Annotated in this window: 14 protein-coding genes; 7 read left to right on the top strand and 7 right to left on the bottom strand. The window is 40.2% G+C overall.

Features of this window, described 5'->3' with window-relative positions:
• The first annotated feature begins 33 nt into the window (after positions 1 to 33).
• Positions 34 to 357 carry a hypothetical protein gene (locus tag ACWICE_RS18440; RefSeq protein ID WP_454298960.1) on the top strand — a complete coding sequence of 108 codons (324 nt, stop codon included), beginning with the start codon at positions 34 to 36 and terminating at the stop codon, positions 355 to 357.
• Positions 358 to 692: 335 nt separating this feature from the next.
• Here ACWICE_RS18440 and ACWICE_RS18435 read toward each other — a convergent pair whose 3' ends face one another.
• Both ACWICE_RS18435 and holA read right to left on the bottom strand, forming a co-directional pair.
• The gene (locus tag ACWICE_RS18435; RefSeq protein WP_185218180.1) at positions 693 to 1,259 is read right to left on the bottom strand and encodes a hypothetical protein; all 567 of its coding nucleotides are present in this window, start codon (positions 1,257 to 1,259) and stop codon (positions 693 to 695) included.
• Between the two features lie 4 nt (positions 1,260 to 1,263).
• A complete protein-coding gene (holA, locus tag ACWICE_RS18430; protein WP_185210421.1) occupies positions 1,264 to 2,271 on the bottom strand; it encodes a DNA polymerase III subunit delta in 1,008 nt (335 codons plus the stop codon).
• Between the two features lie 72 nt (positions 2,272 to 2,343).
• Between holA and ACWICE_RS18425 the strand changes: the two genes are divergently transcribed.
• The 6 genes from ACWICE_RS18425 (at position 2,344) to ACWICE_RS18400 (ending at position 7,883) form a co-directional block, all read left to right on the top strand.
• Positions 2,344 to 2,814 carry a type I restriction enzyme HsdR N-terminal domain-containing protein gene (locus ACWICE_RS18425; RefSeq protein WP_185210422.1) on the top strand — a complete coding sequence of 157 codons (471 nt, stop codon included), beginning with the start codon at positions 2,344 to 2,346 and terminating at the stop codon, positions 2,812 to 2,814.
• Positions 2,815 to 2,855: 41 nt separating this feature from the next.
• Positions 2,856 to 3,557, top strand: coding sequence for an ATP-dependent Clp endopeptidase proteolytic subunit ClpP (clpP, locus tag ACWICE_RS18420; RefSeq protein ID WP_093098991.1), 702 nt, complete (start codon positions 2,856 to 2,858; stop codon positions 3,555 to 3,557).
• A 5-nt stretch (positions 3,558 to 3,562) separates the two neighbouring features.
• Complete coding sequence (gene clpX / locus ACWICE_RS18415) at positions 3,563 to 4,813, top strand: ATP-dependent Clp protease ATP-binding subunit ClpX (RefSeq protein WP_185210423.1); 1,251 nt, start codon at positions 3,563 to 3,565, stop codon at positions 4,811 to 4,813.
• A 68-nt stretch (positions 4,814 to 4,881) separates the two neighbouring features.
• Positions 4,882 to 5,721: an AMP nucleosidase gene (locus tag ACWICE_RS18410; protein WP_185210424.1), complete on the top strand. Its 840-nt coding sequence runs from the start codon at positions 4,882 to 4,884 to the stop codon at positions 5,719 to 5,721.
• A gap of 49 nt (positions 5,722 to 5,770) precedes the next feature.
• Complete coding sequence (locus tag ACWICE_RS18405) at positions 5,771 to 7,135, top strand: pyridoxal-phosphate dependent enzyme (protein ID WP_185210425.1); 1,365 nt, start codon at positions 5,771 to 5,773, stop codon at positions 7,133 to 7,135.
• Between the two features lie 46 nt (positions 7,136 to 7,181).
• Complete coding sequence (locus ACWICE_RS18400; protein ID WP_185210426.1) at positions 7,182 to 7,883, top strand: FkbM family methyltransferase; 702 nt, start codon at positions 7,182 to 7,184, stop codon at positions 7,881 to 7,883.
• 441 nt (positions 7,884 to 8,324) lie between these two features.
• On the opposite strand, the gene ACWICE_RS18395 is transcribed toward ACWICE_RS18400, so the two are convergent.
• The 5 genes from ACWICE_RS18395 to eno form a co-directional block, all read right to left on the bottom strand.
• Positions 8,325 to 8,474, bottom strand: a complete 150-nt coding sequence (locus ACWICE_RS18395) for a hypothetical protein (protein WP_185210427.1) — start codon at positions 8,472 to 8,474, stop codon at positions 8,325 to 8,327.
• Between the two features lie 112 nt (positions 8,475 to 8,586).
• On the bottom strand, positions 8,587 to 10,086 hold the full coding sequence (locus ACWICE_RS18390; RefSeq protein ID WP_313259901.1) for a RagB/SusD family nutrient uptake outer membrane protein: 1,500 nt from the start codon (positions 10,084 to 10,086) through the stop codon (positions 8,587 to 8,589).
• 17 nt (positions 10,087 to 10,103) lie between these two features.
• On the bottom strand, positions 10,104 to 13,286 hold the full coding sequence (locus tag ACWICE_RS18385) for a SusC/RagA family TonB-linked outer membrane protein (RefSeq protein ID WP_185218183.1): 3,183 nt from the start codon (positions 13,284 to 13,286) through the stop codon (positions 10,104 to 10,106).
• Positions 13,287 to 13,925: 639 nt separating this feature from the next.
• Positions 13,926 to 14,231: an FtsB family cell division protein gene (locus ACWICE_RS18380; RefSeq protein WP_185218184.1), complete on the bottom strand. Its 306-nt coding sequence runs from the start codon at positions 14,229 to 14,231 to the stop codon at positions 13,926 to 13,928.
• A gap of 220 nt (positions 14,232 to 14,451) precedes the next feature.
• Positions 14,452 to 15,750 (bottom strand): phosphopyruvate hydratase, encoded by a 1,299-nt coding sequence (eno, locus tag ACWICE_RS18375; protein WP_454298959.1) that lies wholly within the window; start codon positions 15,748 to 15,750, stop codon positions 14,452 to 14,454.
• Between the last annotated feature and the right edge of the window lie 213 nt (positions 15,751 to 15,963).

Raw genomic sequence — 15,963 nt, 5'->3', positions numbered from 1 at the left:
GGAAGGGATAAGAGGATAGACCAAGATCATGGCATGAACCAGGATGGAGTTCCGCTCCGCTCACCCAACGAGGATGGGAGGATAGACCAAGATTATGATCAACATTTCGCTGGAAAGTCCATCATACTGTTGGGGCGTATCGAATACGCCCGCCCCCAAAGACTCTGTTTTCTTGTAGCTTCGGTACAGGAAATGTACGCCAATACATTTTTTTCTGTTCAGGTAAAAGTATGTACTGTTCCGAGATGTTTCGTTCCTACCAATGAACTGTGTTCCGAGGTATTTAGACCTATCTTAAATTTCCAGGAGAATATTTTTTATCCGCCATACATCCCTGGAGGGGATGAATTATTTTAGCATGGATGGTAAACAATATAGGGCTAATGCAAAAACGATGTTCGATTAATCGAACATCGTTTTTGCGCGACTTTCAGGCTAACGTGCTATGCCAGCTAAAATAATGGAACCCCAAAAGGGGGTCTATATTTAAAAATAAAAGAGCTAATAGATTTTCATTGCCAACATGCTGTCATCACCTTCCAATAAATTTAGTTCAAATTTTTAACCCTCAACATGACAAAAAAGGGGAAACCGAAGGAACAGGAAAACACCCAATATTATCCATGTAGATTGATATTAAAGGAGTGCATTCTCCCCAAGTTCCTTCGAATGGACCTCAGCATGAAAACACCTTACTTCAGCATAATCCCCACGGAAAGGTTCAGATGTTGATGATCGAAATTGCTGGTATAAAAACTACCATGCAGTTGTTGGTAGGCATAAGTGGCTGAAACCGTGAATTTGGTTTTGCTCAGGGAGTCAAAAAGGTAAAAGACACCTGCTTTGCCCATAAAGCCTTTATCATAGACCGGACCGATACTCGCGGAATAACCAGCATTAGCCAAGAAACCGATTCTGGATGCTTGTCCAAAATCCTTCACTGGCAATCTTGCATCAATGAATATTGGAAAAAGGTTACGGTCATATTTGGATTTCCTCCCATCGGTATTTGCTACTTCCCCAGATTTGCTGTAATCTCCTTTCAGGGTTTCATTTCCAATCCCTAGCCCTAAATAGGCTTTATCATCAAAGTTCTTTCCGAAAATAAAATGTAGGGAATATCCATTGAAGGTGCCTTCATAACCGGGATTACGGAGGCCCAGATTTCCACCACCTTGAATTAAGGTATAATAGGAGCTTTGGGCAAAACCCACGCTACTGATCAGCATCAGGAAAAGAAGAGAAAATAGCTTTTGCATGTTTTTAGTTTAATATTTTATAGATCAGTTCGGTCAATAGATCACCGGATTCAGTCAGGTGTCCCACATTCATTCCTTTTGACTTCAGGTCGAATTCCTTGATCAGATGGATGATTTCAAAGGTTTTCCTTCTATTGAAGTTCCTAGCGGCATATTCGTATTCCTTGACAAAAAACGGATGTACCCCAAGCTGCTTTGCAGCCACGGCGGAAGATTTATCGGGTAGGTAATGGTATTTCAGGATCTTGGTAAAATAGGTACCCAGCGAACCGATCACCACCGGCATCGGGTTACTCTTTGGATTGGCAGCAAAATAATCCACGATCTGGAAAGCTTTCAGCGCATTCCGTTTGGAAAGTGCAGTATTCAATTCAAACACATTGAAGTCCTTGCTGATACCGATGTTCTGCTCCACATCCACAGTGCTGATTTCTTTGTCTGCAGGAATATTCAGTTGCAGTTTTTCGATTTCATTGGCAATCTTAGATAGATCGGTGCCCAAGTATTCGGCCATCAGGGCAGCTGCCTGCGGATGCACCCTTCTCCCTGAAGCATTCAGCTGCTCATTGATCCAGGCTGCCACCTTATCTTCATAGAGCTTATTGGATTCCAGCACCACTCCTGCCTTTTCCAATAATTTAAAGGATTTTTTCCGCTTATCAAACTTGCTGTATTTATGGGCAAAAACCAATACGGTTGAAGGAGTTGGCTGTTCTAGGTATTTTTGCAGGAGTTCATCATCCTTCCATTTCAGGTTCTGCGCTTCCTTGACCACAATGACCTGATGGTCACTCATCATGGGATAGCGTTTGGCCATGCTGATAATGCTGGAGAAGTCCGCATCCTTACCGTACACGACCGACTGGTCGAAACCCTTTTGGGCATCGTCGAGGACGGTATGTTCTATGGCATCAGAAATCAGGTCGATAAAGTAAGGTTCTTCACCATGCAGTAGGTAAACTGGGGCGAGTTTTTTTTTCTTGATATCGGATAAAATGGATTGGACATTCATGCTGTACGAAAGTACGAAAATACATAGACTTTTGCTTGTTGGAAAAGGTTGGAAAATTTCGTAATTTTGTAAATGTTTAGACCGGTTCCTTTGAACTTACCGCCCTTTCCGGCAAAAATCAGCAAAAAACAGGATCAGTATTATATTTTCGACGAGCTGCGGAAAAAGCATCTTTTGTTGACACCGGAGGAGTGGGTACGACAACATTGGGTCAGTCATCTGAACAGGCACTATCAGTACCCGATGTCCTTAATGAAGATCGAGGGCGGCCTATCCCTGAACAGCCTGCAGAAAAGGAGTGATCTGGTGATTTATGACCGAGAAGGATCGCGCGTACTTTTGGCAGAATTCAAGGCTCCATCTGTCAAAATTACCGAAAAAACATTCGAACAGATCGCAAATTACAACAGTATTTATAAAATCCCCCTTCTTTTGGTCAGTAATGGAATTGAGCATTATTATTGCAGGATAGATTTCGAGGAGGAGAAATTTACATTTATAACGGAACTGCCATCTTTTGGGCAGGAAAATTTTGGATATTAAAATAAATATTATATTAGTAGCATAAAGACAGAAAGAATCACATGAATATAGATAAAAACGAATTTAGAAAGTATGCTATCAAGCATCATAGAATTGGAAGCCAACATGTAGATGGTTACATTTCTAGACTACAACAACAAATTCCGAGCAATCTTACGCCATACATCATAGAAGAGAGACAACTGAATGTAGCTCAGATGGACGTATTTTCACGTTTGATGATGGACCGTATCATCTTTTTAGGAGATGGCATCAATGATCAGGTTGCAAATATCGTTCAAGCACAGTTATTGTTCTTGCAATCGACCGATGCGCAACGTGACATACAGATCTATATCAATTCACCAGGTGGCAGTGTATATGCAGGGCTAGGCATCTATGATACCATGCAGTACATCTCTCCTGATGTAGCAACGATCTGTACAGGAATGGCAGCCTCTATGGGTGCTGTATTATTAGTGGCAGGTGCTAAAGGTAAACGTGCAGCATTGCGTCACTCCCGTGTGATGATCCACCAACCATCTGGAGGTGCACAAGGTGTAGCTGCAGATATGGAGATCAACCTGCGTGAAATGTTGAAATTAAAAGAAGAATTATACACGATCATCGCTGATCACTCTGGCCAGACTTATGACTGGGTTGAGAAGTCATCAGACCGTGATTATTGGATGCGTGCCGCTGAAGCCAAAGAATTTGGTATGATAGATGAGGTATTGCTACCGAAGAAGAAAGAAACAAAATAATAACAATGAGTAAATCGAACAATAGAGATATCCATTGCTCATTTTGCGGAATCAGTAAAAATGAAGCGCAAATGCTTATTGCGGGTGATGGTGCGCATATCTGCGACAGATGTGTGCAACAAGCTGGGGAGATTTTGGCGGAAGAGCTTAAGCAACGCAAGAATAAATCTATTCAAACTGCTCTTAAATTAATCCGTCCAAAGGAAATCAAGGAACATTTGGATCAATACGTGATTGGACAAGATGATGCGAAGAAAGTCATCTCTGTAGCGGTTTACAACCATTACAAACGTTTAAACCAACGTGTTGAGTCGGATGAGACCGAGATTGAAAAATCCAACTTGATTATCGTCGGAGAGACCGGAACAGGTAAAACCTTATTGGCAAAGACCGTTGCCAAGATCTTGAACGTGCCATTCTGTATCGTGGATGCTACAGTTTTGACAGAAGCAGGATATGTCGGTGAAGATGTGGAAAGCATCTTGACCAGATTACTGCAAGCTGCAGACTATGACGTCGCTGCCGCAGAACGTGGAATCATCTATATCGATGAGATTGACAAGATCGCTAGAAAAAGCGATAATCCATCGATCACCCGTGATGTTTCAGGAGAAGGCGTTCAACAAGCATTATTGAAGATCTTGGAAGGAACCAATGTCAATGTTCCACCTCAAGGTGGCCGTAAGCACCCTGATCAGAAAATGATCTCGGTAAACACCAGCAACATCCTGTTTATCTGTGGTGGTGCATTTGACGGTATCCAAAAGAAAATCGCAAACAGATTGAGAACTCAAACTGTTGGATATAAAATGAAAGATGAGGATCAGGAAATTGACCTGAACAACTTATATAAATACATCACTCCGCAAGATCTTAAGAACTTCGGATTGATCCCTGAGTTGATCGGTCGTTTGCCAGTTCTAACGCATCTGAACCCATTGGATAAGGAAACTTTATTGAATATCCTTACCCGACCTAAGAATGCCTTGGTAAAACAGTATATCAAGTTGTTTGAGTACGAAGGGATCAAGCTGTCATTCGAGCCAGAGGTTTATGACTTCATCGTTGACAAAGCTTGGGAATTCAAATTAGGGGCCCGTGGGTTACGGAGCATTTGTGAGGCAATCATGCTGGATGCCATGTTCGAAACTCCGAGCAATAAGGAAAATTCAGAAGACAAGACCTTGCAGATCAGTCTGGATTATGCAAAGAACAAGTTTGCTAAGACGGACTTTAAGAAACTGCAAGTCGCATAAAAATCTAAACCCTCGCCAATCACGCGAGGGTTTTTTGTATTAGGAAATTATTAAGAAAGGATGAAATTATGACTAAGAAAAAAGACGAAAAACAAGAAAATATCGAAGAGGTAAACTCCCCTATTAAAGCAGGATTAAAGACAAAAGAAGATATCGTGAACAATTGGCTGCCTCGTTATACGGGTAGACCCTTGGAAGAATTTGGGGAATATATATTATTGACCAATTTCAGCAATTATGTGAAGTTGTTTTCGCAGATGCATGGCGATGCGCCGATCATGGGCGAGGACAAACCGATGCAGACCTGTACCGCAGACGGCATTACCATCATCAATTTTGGTATGGGTTCTCCCGTTGCTGCAACCGTGATGGACCTATTGACAGCCATCCACCCGAAAGCAGTGCTATTCCTAGGTAAAACAGGGGTATTAAAGAAGAAAATAGATGTAGGTGAACTGATCCTTCCGATCGCTGCGATCCGTGGAGAAGGGACTTCCAATGATTATCTGCCACCTGAAGTACCATCACTACCTGCCTTCGCTCTGCAGAAAGCCATTTCCACCACCATTAGGGACCACTCCCGTGATTACTGGACCGGAACTGTCTATACCACCAACCGTCGCGTTTGGGAGCATGACAAGCAGTTTAAGAAATACCTAAAGAGCATCCGTGCCATGGCCGTAGATATGGAGACTGCAACGATCTTTTCGGTAGGATTTGCCAACAAGATCCCTACTGGTGCCCTATTATTGGTTTCAGACCAACCAATGGTACCGGAAGGCGTTAAAACAGACAAATCTGATGTGACGGTTACCAAATCTTATGTGGAAACCCATGTGAAAATTGGAATTGATGCCTTAAAGCAATTAATCAACAATGGCTTAACGGTAAAACACTTGAAGTTCTAAAAAATATCTACTTTTGTGGTAGACAACAAACAGACACAAAACTTCACCTATGTGGTATAATAACATTTTAGAAACCATTGGAAATACACCTTTGGTCAAACTAAATAAGATAACTGAGAATTTAAAGGGAACTATTTTAGCCAAGATCGAAACAAGCAATCCTGGAAACTCCATCAAGGACCGTATGGCCTTGAAGATGATTGAGGATGCTGAAGAAGCCGGTTTACTGAAACCTGGAGGCACCATTATCGAAGGGACTTCGGGAAATACAGGAATGGGATTGGCAATGGCGGCCGTAGTAAAAGGTTATCGCTGTATTTTTACCACCACGGATAAGCAGTCGAAAGAGAAGATCGATGCCCTTCGTGCCTTTGGTGCTGAAGTGATCGTCTGTCCTACCAACGTAGATCCAGAGGATCCTCGCTCCTATTATTCGGTTTCCAGCCGATTGGAGAAAGAGGTTCCCAATGCCTGGAAGGCCAATCAATATGACAACCTTTCCAATACTAAAGCCCATTATGAGCAGACCGGTCCGGAAATCTGGGAACAGACCGAAGGAAAGGTTACGCATTTGGTCGTAGGGGTCGGAACCGGTGGTACTATCTCGGGTACCGCAAAATATTTGAGGGAGAAGAACCCGAACATCAAGGTTTGGGGGATTGACACCTATGGTTCCGTATTCAAGAAATATAAGGAAACCGGCATATTTGACAAGAATGAAATCTACCCATATATCACCGAAGGTATAGGTGAGGATTTCTTGCCGAAGAATGTTGATTTTTCACTGATAGACCTGTTTGAAAAGGTCACTGATAAAGATGCAGCCTTGATGACCAGGGACCTGGCGCGCAAGGAAGGTATCTTTGCCGGAAATTCTGCCGGCGCTGCATTGGCAGGTTTGTTACAATTAGGAAAAGACCTGAAAGAAGATGATGTAGTCGTTGTGATTTTCCATGACCATGGATCTCGTTACATGGGAAAAATGTACAATGAGGATTGGTTGCGGGAAAGAGGATTCTTAAAAGATGAGAAGCTAACGGCAAAATCAATTCTCAAAAAACGTGGCGAACAGGCCATCATCACGGCAGATGCAAACCAAACTGTTGTGGAAACCTTCAATATCATGAAATCGCTGAACATTTCACAAATACCTGTCACCCAACAGGGTATGGTAATCGGAAAGGTCACAGAATCGGATATTCTTTCGGCATTGCTCGAAAATCCATCGTTAAAGTCATCTGCAGTGGAAGAGATTACATCCAAACCTTTTCCATTTGTTGACCTGAACACCTCCATTGATAAGATCTCTGGATTGATCAATAAAGATACCCAAGCGGTATTGGTGGAAGATGATTTTGGAAGGATCAATATCATCACCCAATACGATATCATCAACGCAATTTCAGAAGTTTAGGATTTTTCCATTTTTTGGGTATATTTAAATTAATCTACCACAAAGAATGGAAAGAAACGACAAACTTAAAAGATTAGAATATTGGGTTAAAGCGCGCATTGGAAAGATTGCTTTTATTGACGTAGAGGAAAAACGTGCAAAGGAATGGTATGGCAATGGATATGGCGGCTTTTATGTCGATCCAAGCTTGGTTCCCGATAATGCGATCGTATATTCATTTGGCATTGGTGAGGATATTTCATTTGATAAAGCCATCATAGCCAAACATGGAGCCAAGGTTTTTGGTTTCGATCCTACCCCAAAGTCTATCAATTACGTGCGTAATAATGAAACTCCAGAACAGTTTTATTTCCATCCTTTTGGTTTGGGCGAAAAAACGGAGATGGTTACCTTCCATCTTCCCAAAAACAAGGAGCATGTTTCCGGAAGTGTTTACGACCATAGCCTTGTCGATGAACACGATTCTGTAGACGTGCTTTTAAAGGAGTTTAAAGAGATTGCCAACGATTTGGGGCACCAATCCATTGATGTGTTAAAGATGGACATAGAGGGCTCTGAATACGCTGTCATGGAAGGGATATTAAACTCTGGCATCCCCATCAAGCAAATCCTCGTTGAAACCCACGAAAGGTTCTTTCCCAATGGTAAGGAAAAAGGACAGAAATTCTTTAAGCTTTTGTATGACCATGGCTATAGGATCTTTGCCATTTCTGATACCTACCAGGAAATTTCATTAGTGAAAGGGTAAAAGGATTGTTTTTATTAATGGACCATCTATAAGCATTTCTAAATAGCATCAGCCCACAATGTACAGAAGAAATAAAGATAGCAGCAGGCTGGCAAAAAGCATTGGTTTTTGAAATTTTAGAAATGGAACCCTATAGGGGTTTCATTATTTTACCCGACGCGGCATGATAGCCTGGAATTAGGGAAAAACCGATGTTCGATTAATCGAACATCGGTTTTTCGTTACCACCTCTTTTGTTCAAGACCCTTTCTAAAATAATTCTGCCCTGCTAGGGCAGTATGTTGCAAAAAAGACAATATTGTGTACGCAGGAAGGATCTCAGAACAACATCAAAAATCAAATAGATTAATTAAAAACAGTATTATTAGAATTGGCGTACTTTCCGTGACCTTCGGATAAGGATAATAGAGTCATTGGGGGGCGGGCGTATTCGATACGTCCCTACAGTATGATGGACTTTCCAGCGAAATGTTGATCATAATCATGGTCTATCCTCCCATCCTCGTTGGGTGAGCGGAGCGGAACCCAATCCTGGTTCATGCCATGATCTTGGTCTATCCTCTTATCCCTTCCATCCTGGTTCAAATCCACCTTTCATCCCATTGGCAGAGCAGAGCCGATGCCCCTTCTTCTCCCTTTCCCTCAAAAAAGAAGAGGTTGTCTCTTCAGACAACCTCTTCCAGATTATTATTTACAAACCGAATTAATCGTTTTGTTTGATTTCCGCGTTAGCATTCAATTCCGCCAATGGGAACAAGAATTGCCAATCTTTAGCACCGGCAGCAACCTTTACGATTCCATTTACACTTCCAGGAGCATAGTTAGGAACGACAGTTCTGTCCAAAGGCTGGTTCAAACGTTTCAAATCGTAGAACCTGAAACCTTCACCCCAAAGCTCTGTTCTTCTGTTGGTCCAGATCTCTTCCAATAAAGCGGCACCCGCGTTGGTTGATTTCTTCGCTTCAAGGTCACGAACTTTTACAAAGTTGAACAATGCTTCTTGTGCATTAGCTGTTTGATTTGAGCTTGCATAAGCTTCTGCCAAGATCAAGTGCATTTCTGCCGATCTCATCAAAGGAACATCTCCTAAAGCACCACCTGGTGATTTGATAGAGAATTTCCTAGTCATATACTCTTGACGAGCGAAAGATGCCAATGGCAATGGGAAGTTAGCCGCAGTTGGTTTTGGTTCCCATAGTTTCTTTCTGATATCAGTTTCAGAGATTTTGTCATACAATGCAGAGTTGATTCTCTTAGGGTTCGCACGCATAAAAGAGGTATTTGCATTGTAAGCGATCTGTGCAAAGTAAGATCCGAATGCATCCATCTGATCCTGTGTCGGCATAGAAGCCCACATAAATTCAGACATAGAAGGAGCATCATTGAATCCTTTCATGTACGTATCTTGGTTCATCAATGGGAAACTTCCTGATTCGATAACCAATTGAGCATATTTGATTGCATTCGGGTAGTCCTGCATGGTCAAAGCAACTCTAGCACGTATACCGTAAGTCACATATAGGTTGATATGAGACTTGTTAACTCTTGATTCAACATTCAAACTGATCGCTTCTTCCAAATCCTTGATGATTGAAGCATACACTTCTTTCACGGTAGATCTTGGCAACGCACCATCTGAAGATTTCAATACCAAAGGAACACCTAATTGATCGTTAGCTGTGCTTGCATCATATCTCTTAGCGTAAAGCTGAACCAGATTGGAGTAAGCATAAGCTCTAAGCGTCAAAGCTTGAGATTTCAGGTTGTTTTTCTCTTCATCAGTTCCTGGAAGGCCATCTACATTATCCAGGATAAAGTTAGAGTCACCAATGATTTTGTAAAAGGTTCTGTAATAGTATTCAGTCAATTTATGGTTGTCATTGCGACCACCTTGCCAGTTACCTTCACCGGTAGAACCGAACCAGTTTGCATCACTGATACCTAAGTCTTCACCCATAAAGTCAAGACCTAGCATGATACCACCAACACCTGGTTTGTTTTGAACATTCCAATCCACTACGGTTGTACGCTCAAACATAAATCTATAGATACCGTTCAATGCTGTATTAGCATTGGCAATCGAACTGAAGATTTCATCTTGAGAAACTTTGTCAGTTGGAGCGGTTTCCAAATAGTCCTTTTTACATCCGCTCAGGGCTAGAAGTAAAACGGAAGCATATATCGTTAAATTTCTTTTTTTCATAATAATTCAGCTGCTAATTAAAATCCAACATTTACACCGATGCTGAAAATACGAGTCGGCAAATAAGTAGATGATACAGATCCATCAAAGCTTTCTGTAGGATTCATACCTTTACGTTTTGAGAATAAGGCTAAGTTCTCACCAGTTAAGAATACGCGTGCAGTAGACAGGTCGATCTTGTTCAACAAGCTACTTGGTAATCTATATTGGAAGTTTACGTTTTGAATGCTAAAGTAAGACGCGCTAGTCAACCATCTTGTAGAAGCAGCATTGATGTTGTTGCTGTTCGCTTGGTCTAATCTAGGGATATCACTTGTAGTATTTGATGTAGTCCATGCTTTCATCGCATCAACATGGTATGATTTACCATATGAGTTTGTACTCATCAAACCAGCGTAGTTACTATCATAGATTTTTCCACCGATCTGGTAGTTCAACAAGAAAGACAATGTGAATGCTTTATAGTTGAAGGTATTGATGATGGATCCCATTACATCAGGAATTGAAGTACCTGAATAATCGAATTTCGCATAGTTTTGGTTGGTTACATATTCTTTACCATCCACTACGCGGATGTTCTCTTGTGCAGTACCTTCTGCAGGGATGTAAAGGGCAGCACCATCAGCTTGGTCAACACCAGCGTATTGTCTCAACCAGAAAGAGTAGTAATCTCTTCCAACTTCTCTTCTTTTGTTTCCAGCAGTAATAACTGGAGATTCAACCGGCATCTTCGTGATTTCGTTCTTGAAGGTGGTGAAGTTTTTGGTCATTGTCCAAGTGAAATTATCGTTTCTTACGATATCACCTGATAATGACAATTCAAAACCTGTATTGTACATCGAACCAACGTTTCTGAATTCTGTACTAACTGCAGAAGAAAGAGGACGTGGAACGGATAGTAATAACTGGTCTGAACCTCTCTTGTAGTATTCAGCCTCACCTCTTAATCTGTTGTTGAATAAAGCGAAGTTCACACCTAGGTTGAATGTATTTGAAGACTCCCAAGTCAGGTTAGGGTTAGGTAATGAACTAAGAACAGTTCCTGGCAATCCACCATTAGACCATCCAAGGTTGTAAAGCGCTTGATATCCGTAATAGATTGTATTTCCGTTTACATCCAATAGGTGGTTGACACCAACTTGACCGTATGAAGCTTTTAATCTCAAGTCGTTGATCCAAGTAGCGCTTGACATAAAGTCTTCTTTGTTGATAGCCCATGCAGCACCTACTGAGAAGAAATTACCCCATCTTTTGCTATCATCGAAGATCGATGAACCATCCGTTCTGAATGATGCATCTGCATAATACTTCTCATCGTAGTTATATGATGCCTTAGCGAAGTAAGATTCAAGACGGTTCACGTTTTTGTATCCTCCTGAAGAAAGTGGAGTTACGTAGTTATCTAATTCAGTGATTCCAGAAATAATCTGTCCTGTTTTGGTCGCATTTCTGCTGCTGAATTGATAATCATAGTTTTCGTGAGCCGCTATTGCAGATACGTTATGTAAATCAAATGATTTTCTATATTGCAATACTTGGTTGAAAGTATATGATTTCGTAATGTAGTTTTCAGCTGAACCTAAACCATTGTAAGAAACACCATCACCTACTTGGTTGTTCCAAGAGTAATCGAAGTTTCTGTTTGAAAGGTCAATGCTAACCGAAGGTGTGAATGTGAAATCTTTCAAGAATTTAATATCCAAGAAAGCTCTACCACCTAACATCGTACGTTTGTTCAGGCGAGTATTCAAGATAGTCTCGTAAATAACGTGTCTACCCGGACTTGCTCCTGAAGGTCTGTTTACAGCGCCTGGATGCATTCCGTAGTCGTAGTATTGTTCTCCAGTAACTGGGTCAACAACTGGAGCTCCTGTAGTTGCATCAAATGCATGAACTGGGTAGATCGAACCTAAACCTCTGATGAATGAGAATGGGTTGATGTAGGAGTTACCATTACCTGTTGAAGCATCAGAAGCTAATGAACCTTCAGACATAGCACCAGAAATGTTAACACCTGCTTTTAACCAATCTTTGATCTGAGAGTTTACATTGATCCTTCCGTTGAAACGTTGGAAATCTGAGTTTAAGATATAACCTTCATCATTCAAATATCCCAATGAAACGTAGTAGTCAGTTTTTTCGTTGCTACCGCCGATGTTCATATTGGCATCAGTTCTTTTTCCAACACGTTGAATGGCATCAAACCAGTTGAAATCATCGTATTTCAAACCTGCATTTGGATTCATGGTACCGTCCATTGAAACGATTTCATTGTCCGCAACGTTGAATGGGTTGTAAGCTAGGAATCTCTTGATATTATCGAATGCATATTTATTCGCATCTGCTTCTGAAGCACCTTGAGCTCCGCTAGCAGGGAACATTCTTGAGTTTTTGATAGCCTGGAATGCAACAGGATAATAATCATTGATTCCTACTGTTTCGTATTCTTTGATACCTCTTTCAGTAATACCTTGCGTTAAGCCAACATTTAATTTAGCCGGACCGCGACCTTTTTTCGTTGTGATCATGATCACACCGTTACCAGCTCTAGATCCATAAAGAGCAGCTGAAGTCGCATCCTTTAAGATGGAGATGCTTTCGATATCATCAGCGTTAATATCACCGATGTTACCGTCAAATACAGCACCGTCTACCACATATAATGGAGAACTTGATGCACTCATAGATCCGATACCTCTCAAGCGTACGCTAGCACCTGACCCTGGCTGACCGTTTCCTGAAGAAACAGAGATACCTGGAGCCATACCAGCTAATGCATTGGAAACGTTGGATACGGTACGTTTGTCCAAATCTTCAGCACTCATGGTAGCCATGGAACCTGTTACTTCAGATTTCTTAGCTGTACCATAGGCAACGACAACCACCTCATCAAGTTCTTCACCTGCTGAGCTTAATTGAACATTGATAACTGCATTGTTGTTAAAAGTTACCGTTTGAGACGAATAACCGATAAATGAGAATGTGATGCTACTTCCAGAAGCCACATTGGTTAATGTGTATTTCCCGTTTGCATCTGTTTGAGTAGCATTCGTTGAACCAGACACACGAACCGACACACCAGGCAAGGCCTGCCCGTCATTCGCTGAGGTCACAGTACCACTCAGATTTTGATTTTGTGCAAACGTTTGCCCAATTAGGCATGTAAACACAAAAAGAAGACAGAGTAATTTTTGTTTCATAAAAAATTGATCTTTTAATTGTAATTGTTAATAAAAATTAGACTTACGGCTAAATAAATAGTTATTAATGGCGTAAAAATATTAAAAAAGTCAATATTTTATCTATATAAAGCGTTTTAAGTAATTTTATTTATTGAACAGAATTAGTGTGGGTATTTTTAAAATTACATGTAGTAATATTTCATATATGTAATTTATAGTTATATATAATTCTTGCAGATAATAATTAACATAACTTATTTATAAAATAAACGAAACATAATATTTTAATATTTTCAAATTACTTTCATTATTCCATGATATTCAAAACATATTTAGCTATTTTTTATAATTATTTACAATTATTAGGGCAAAATATAACTATCATGGCAATTCCAAATAGAATCTGAAATAATCATTATAAGAATAATTATTTCAATTCATATACTATTTAGTTGCAGTATGATTTATTTGATTTCATTTAGCCTTAATAATTGAAAAAACAGCCTTTAGAGACTATAAACACATGTTTTCAATTGAAAACACAGAGGAATAATCAGAAAAATAGGATTGAACTGACGGTCAAGTTAAATGACAAAACCGTGATAATTGCAGAGCAATATCAAGGAGAGAAATGGAAAACAGGAAAGGGGATTGTAACTATTTTGACTCCGGTGCGTCTATTTCGGTAATGATATAGACATCTTCTTGGTCTTTCTTCATTTTGTATTTTTCGCGGGCGATACGTTGAATCTCACTTTGGTTATATTGCACATCTTTGATGGATTGAGATATGCTTTCAATTTCATTCGTGTAATACTCTTTCTCCTGCTCCAATTTGGTTTTCTCAGTTTGAAAATTGTACTGGGTAGTAATATCGTAACGATCGAAAAAACACATCCAGACTAAGAATGCAACTCCTGCGATAAGATATTGATTACGGATAGTATTAATGAAACGTTCCATAGGCTAGACCAAAGCAATTAAAATTCGGTTAAAGATAACTATTTTAAGATGAACTATACAAGTATAGAAACAGCATATTGGAATAATTAAATTAACCATTGTGGAAAAATAAATATTTTAACAACCTAAGGACCCTTAGAAGCCATAAACTGATCTGCTAAAACAGAAGCCATAAAAAAAGGGAACCCAAAGGTCCCCTTTTCCCTGACTAGAAAGTCAATTATTTTTTCGGAGCGTATTTAAAATCTTTTCCGATGAATTTTGCGTTCTCGCCCAATTCTTCTTCGATACGCAACAATTGATTGTATTTAGCGATCCGGTCTGAACGAGAGATTGATCCAGTTTTTATCTGACCACAGTTTAGAGCTACCGCAAGGTCAGCAATGGTAGTATCTTCGGTTTCACCTGAACGGTGAGACATTACTGAAGTATATCCATTGGTTTGAGCCAAATGAACAGCGTTGATAGTCTCTGTCAAAGAACCGATCTGGTTAACTTTAACCAAGATGGAGTTACCAATTCCTTTATCGATACCCTCTTGAAGACGTTTTGTATTTGTAACAAACAAATCGTCACCAACTAATTGTACATGGTCACCGATTTTCTCTGTCAATAATTTCCAGCCTTTCCAATCATCTTCTGCCATACCGTCCTCAATAGAGATAATAGGGTATTTTGTAGTCAATTCAGCTAGGTAATCTACCTGCTCTTCGATACTGCGAACCGCTCCACCTTTACCTTCGAACTTAGCGTAATCATATTTACCTTTTACGAAGAACTCAGTAGAAGCACAGTCAAGCGCAAGGCAGATTTCTTTTCCTGGTTTGTAGCCAGCTTTTTTAATTGCTTCCAAAATAGTTTCGATAGCATCTTCAGTACCTTCAAAAGTTGGAGCAAAACCACCTTCATCACCTACAGCAGTAGATAAGTTACGGTCGTGAAGAATTTTCTTAAGGCTATGGAAAACCTCAGCACCCCAACGTAGAGCTTCCGAGAAAGACTCAGCACCTACTGGCATGATCATGAACTCTTGGAAAGCGATAGGCGCATCAGAGTGAGCACCACCGTTTACAATGTTCATCATTGGAAGAGGAAGAGTATTGGCATTTACTCCACCGATATAACGATATAGAGGCTGACGGCTTTCTTGAGCTGCAGCTTTAGCAACCGCTAAAGAAACACCTAAGATAGCGTTAGCACCTAATTTACCTTTGTTTTCAGAACCATCTAAATCGATCATCAATTTATCGATTGCATTTTGTTCAAATACGTCAACACCTTCTAAAGCTTTTGCAATCTTTGTATTTACGTTTTCAACAGCTTTCAAAACACCTTTTCCTAAGTATTTCTTTTTATCACCGTCGCGTAATTCTACCGCTTCGTGTGCACCTGTAGAAGCTCCTGAAGGAACTGCTGCACGGCCAACAAAACCGTTTTGCGTTGTTACATCAACTTCTATCGTAGGATTTCCGCGCGAATCTAAAATCTGGCGCGCATGTACGTCAATTATCAAGCTCATTTTATGTGTGGTTTATTTAAATATCTTACTTCGTTAGCTACCTTACTTAGTGTATCTAAGACACTAATATAACAATAATTCTTACTTTATCAAAAATATGAAAAATCTAAGTGATTCGGCCTAATGCTTGGAAAAATTAAATCATTGCTAAATTGAATATTATGAAAATCGTAAAACTCAACCAAAAATCCAGGACGCAGCATCTTTTGAAAT

The organism is Sphingobacterium sp. NPDC055346, from assembly GCF_053645235.1.
Note: the sequence above shows the minus strand (reverse complement) of the source record. Positions and strands in the feature narration are given on the sequence as shown.

Bases quoted from the DNA above. Each gene is read 5' to 3' on its own strand.
- ACWICE_RS18440 (WP_454298960.1), top strand. From the start codon at position 34: ATGAACCAGGATGGAGTTCCGCTCCGCTCACCCAACGAGGATGGGAGG.
- ACWICE_RS18435 (WP_185218180.1), bottom strand. From the start codon at position 1,259: ATGCAAAAGCTATTTTCTCTTCTTTTCCTGATGCTGATCAGTAGCGTG.
- holA (WP_185210421.1), bottom strand. From the start codon at position 2,271: ATGAATGTCCAATCCATTTTATCCGATATCAAGAAAAAAAAACTCGCC.
- ACWICE_RS18425 (WP_185210422.1), top strand. From the start codon at position 2,344: ATGTTTAGACCGGTTCCTTTGAACTTACCGCCCTTTCCGGCAAAAATC.
- clpP (WP_093098991.1), top strand. From the start codon at position 2,856: ATGAATATAGATAAAAACGAATTTAGAAAGTATGCTATCAAGCATCAT.
- clpX (WP_185210423.1), top strand. From the start codon at position 3,563: ATGAGTAAATCGAACAATAGAGATATCCATTGCTCATTTTGCGGAATC.
- ACWICE_RS18410 (WP_185210424.1), top strand. From the start codon at position 4,882: ATGACTAAGAAAAAAGACGAAAAACAAGAAAATATCGAAGAGGTAAAC.
- ACWICE_RS18405 (WP_185210425.1), top strand. From the start codon at position 5,771: ATGTGGTATAATAACATTTTAGAAACCATTGGAAATACACCTTTGGTC.
- ACWICE_RS18400 (WP_185210426.1), top strand. From the start codon at position 7,182: ATGGAAAGAAACGACAAACTTAAAAGATTAGAATATTGGGTTAAAGCG.
- ACWICE_RS18390 (WP_313259901.1), bottom strand. From the start codon at position 10,086: ATGAAAAAAAGAAATTTAACGATATATGCTTCCGTTTTACTTCTAGCC.
- ACWICE_RS18385 (WP_185218183.1), bottom strand. From the start codon at position 13,286: ATGAAACAAAAATTACTCTGTCTTCTTTTTGTGTTTACATGCCTAATT.
- ACWICE_RS18380 (WP_185218184.1), bottom strand. From the start codon at position 14,231: ATGGAACGTTTCATTAATACTATCCGTAATCAATATCTTATCGCAGGA.
- eno (WP_454298959.1), bottom strand. From the start codon at position 15,750: ATGAGCTTGATAATTGACGTACATGCGCGCCAGATTTTAGATTCGCGC.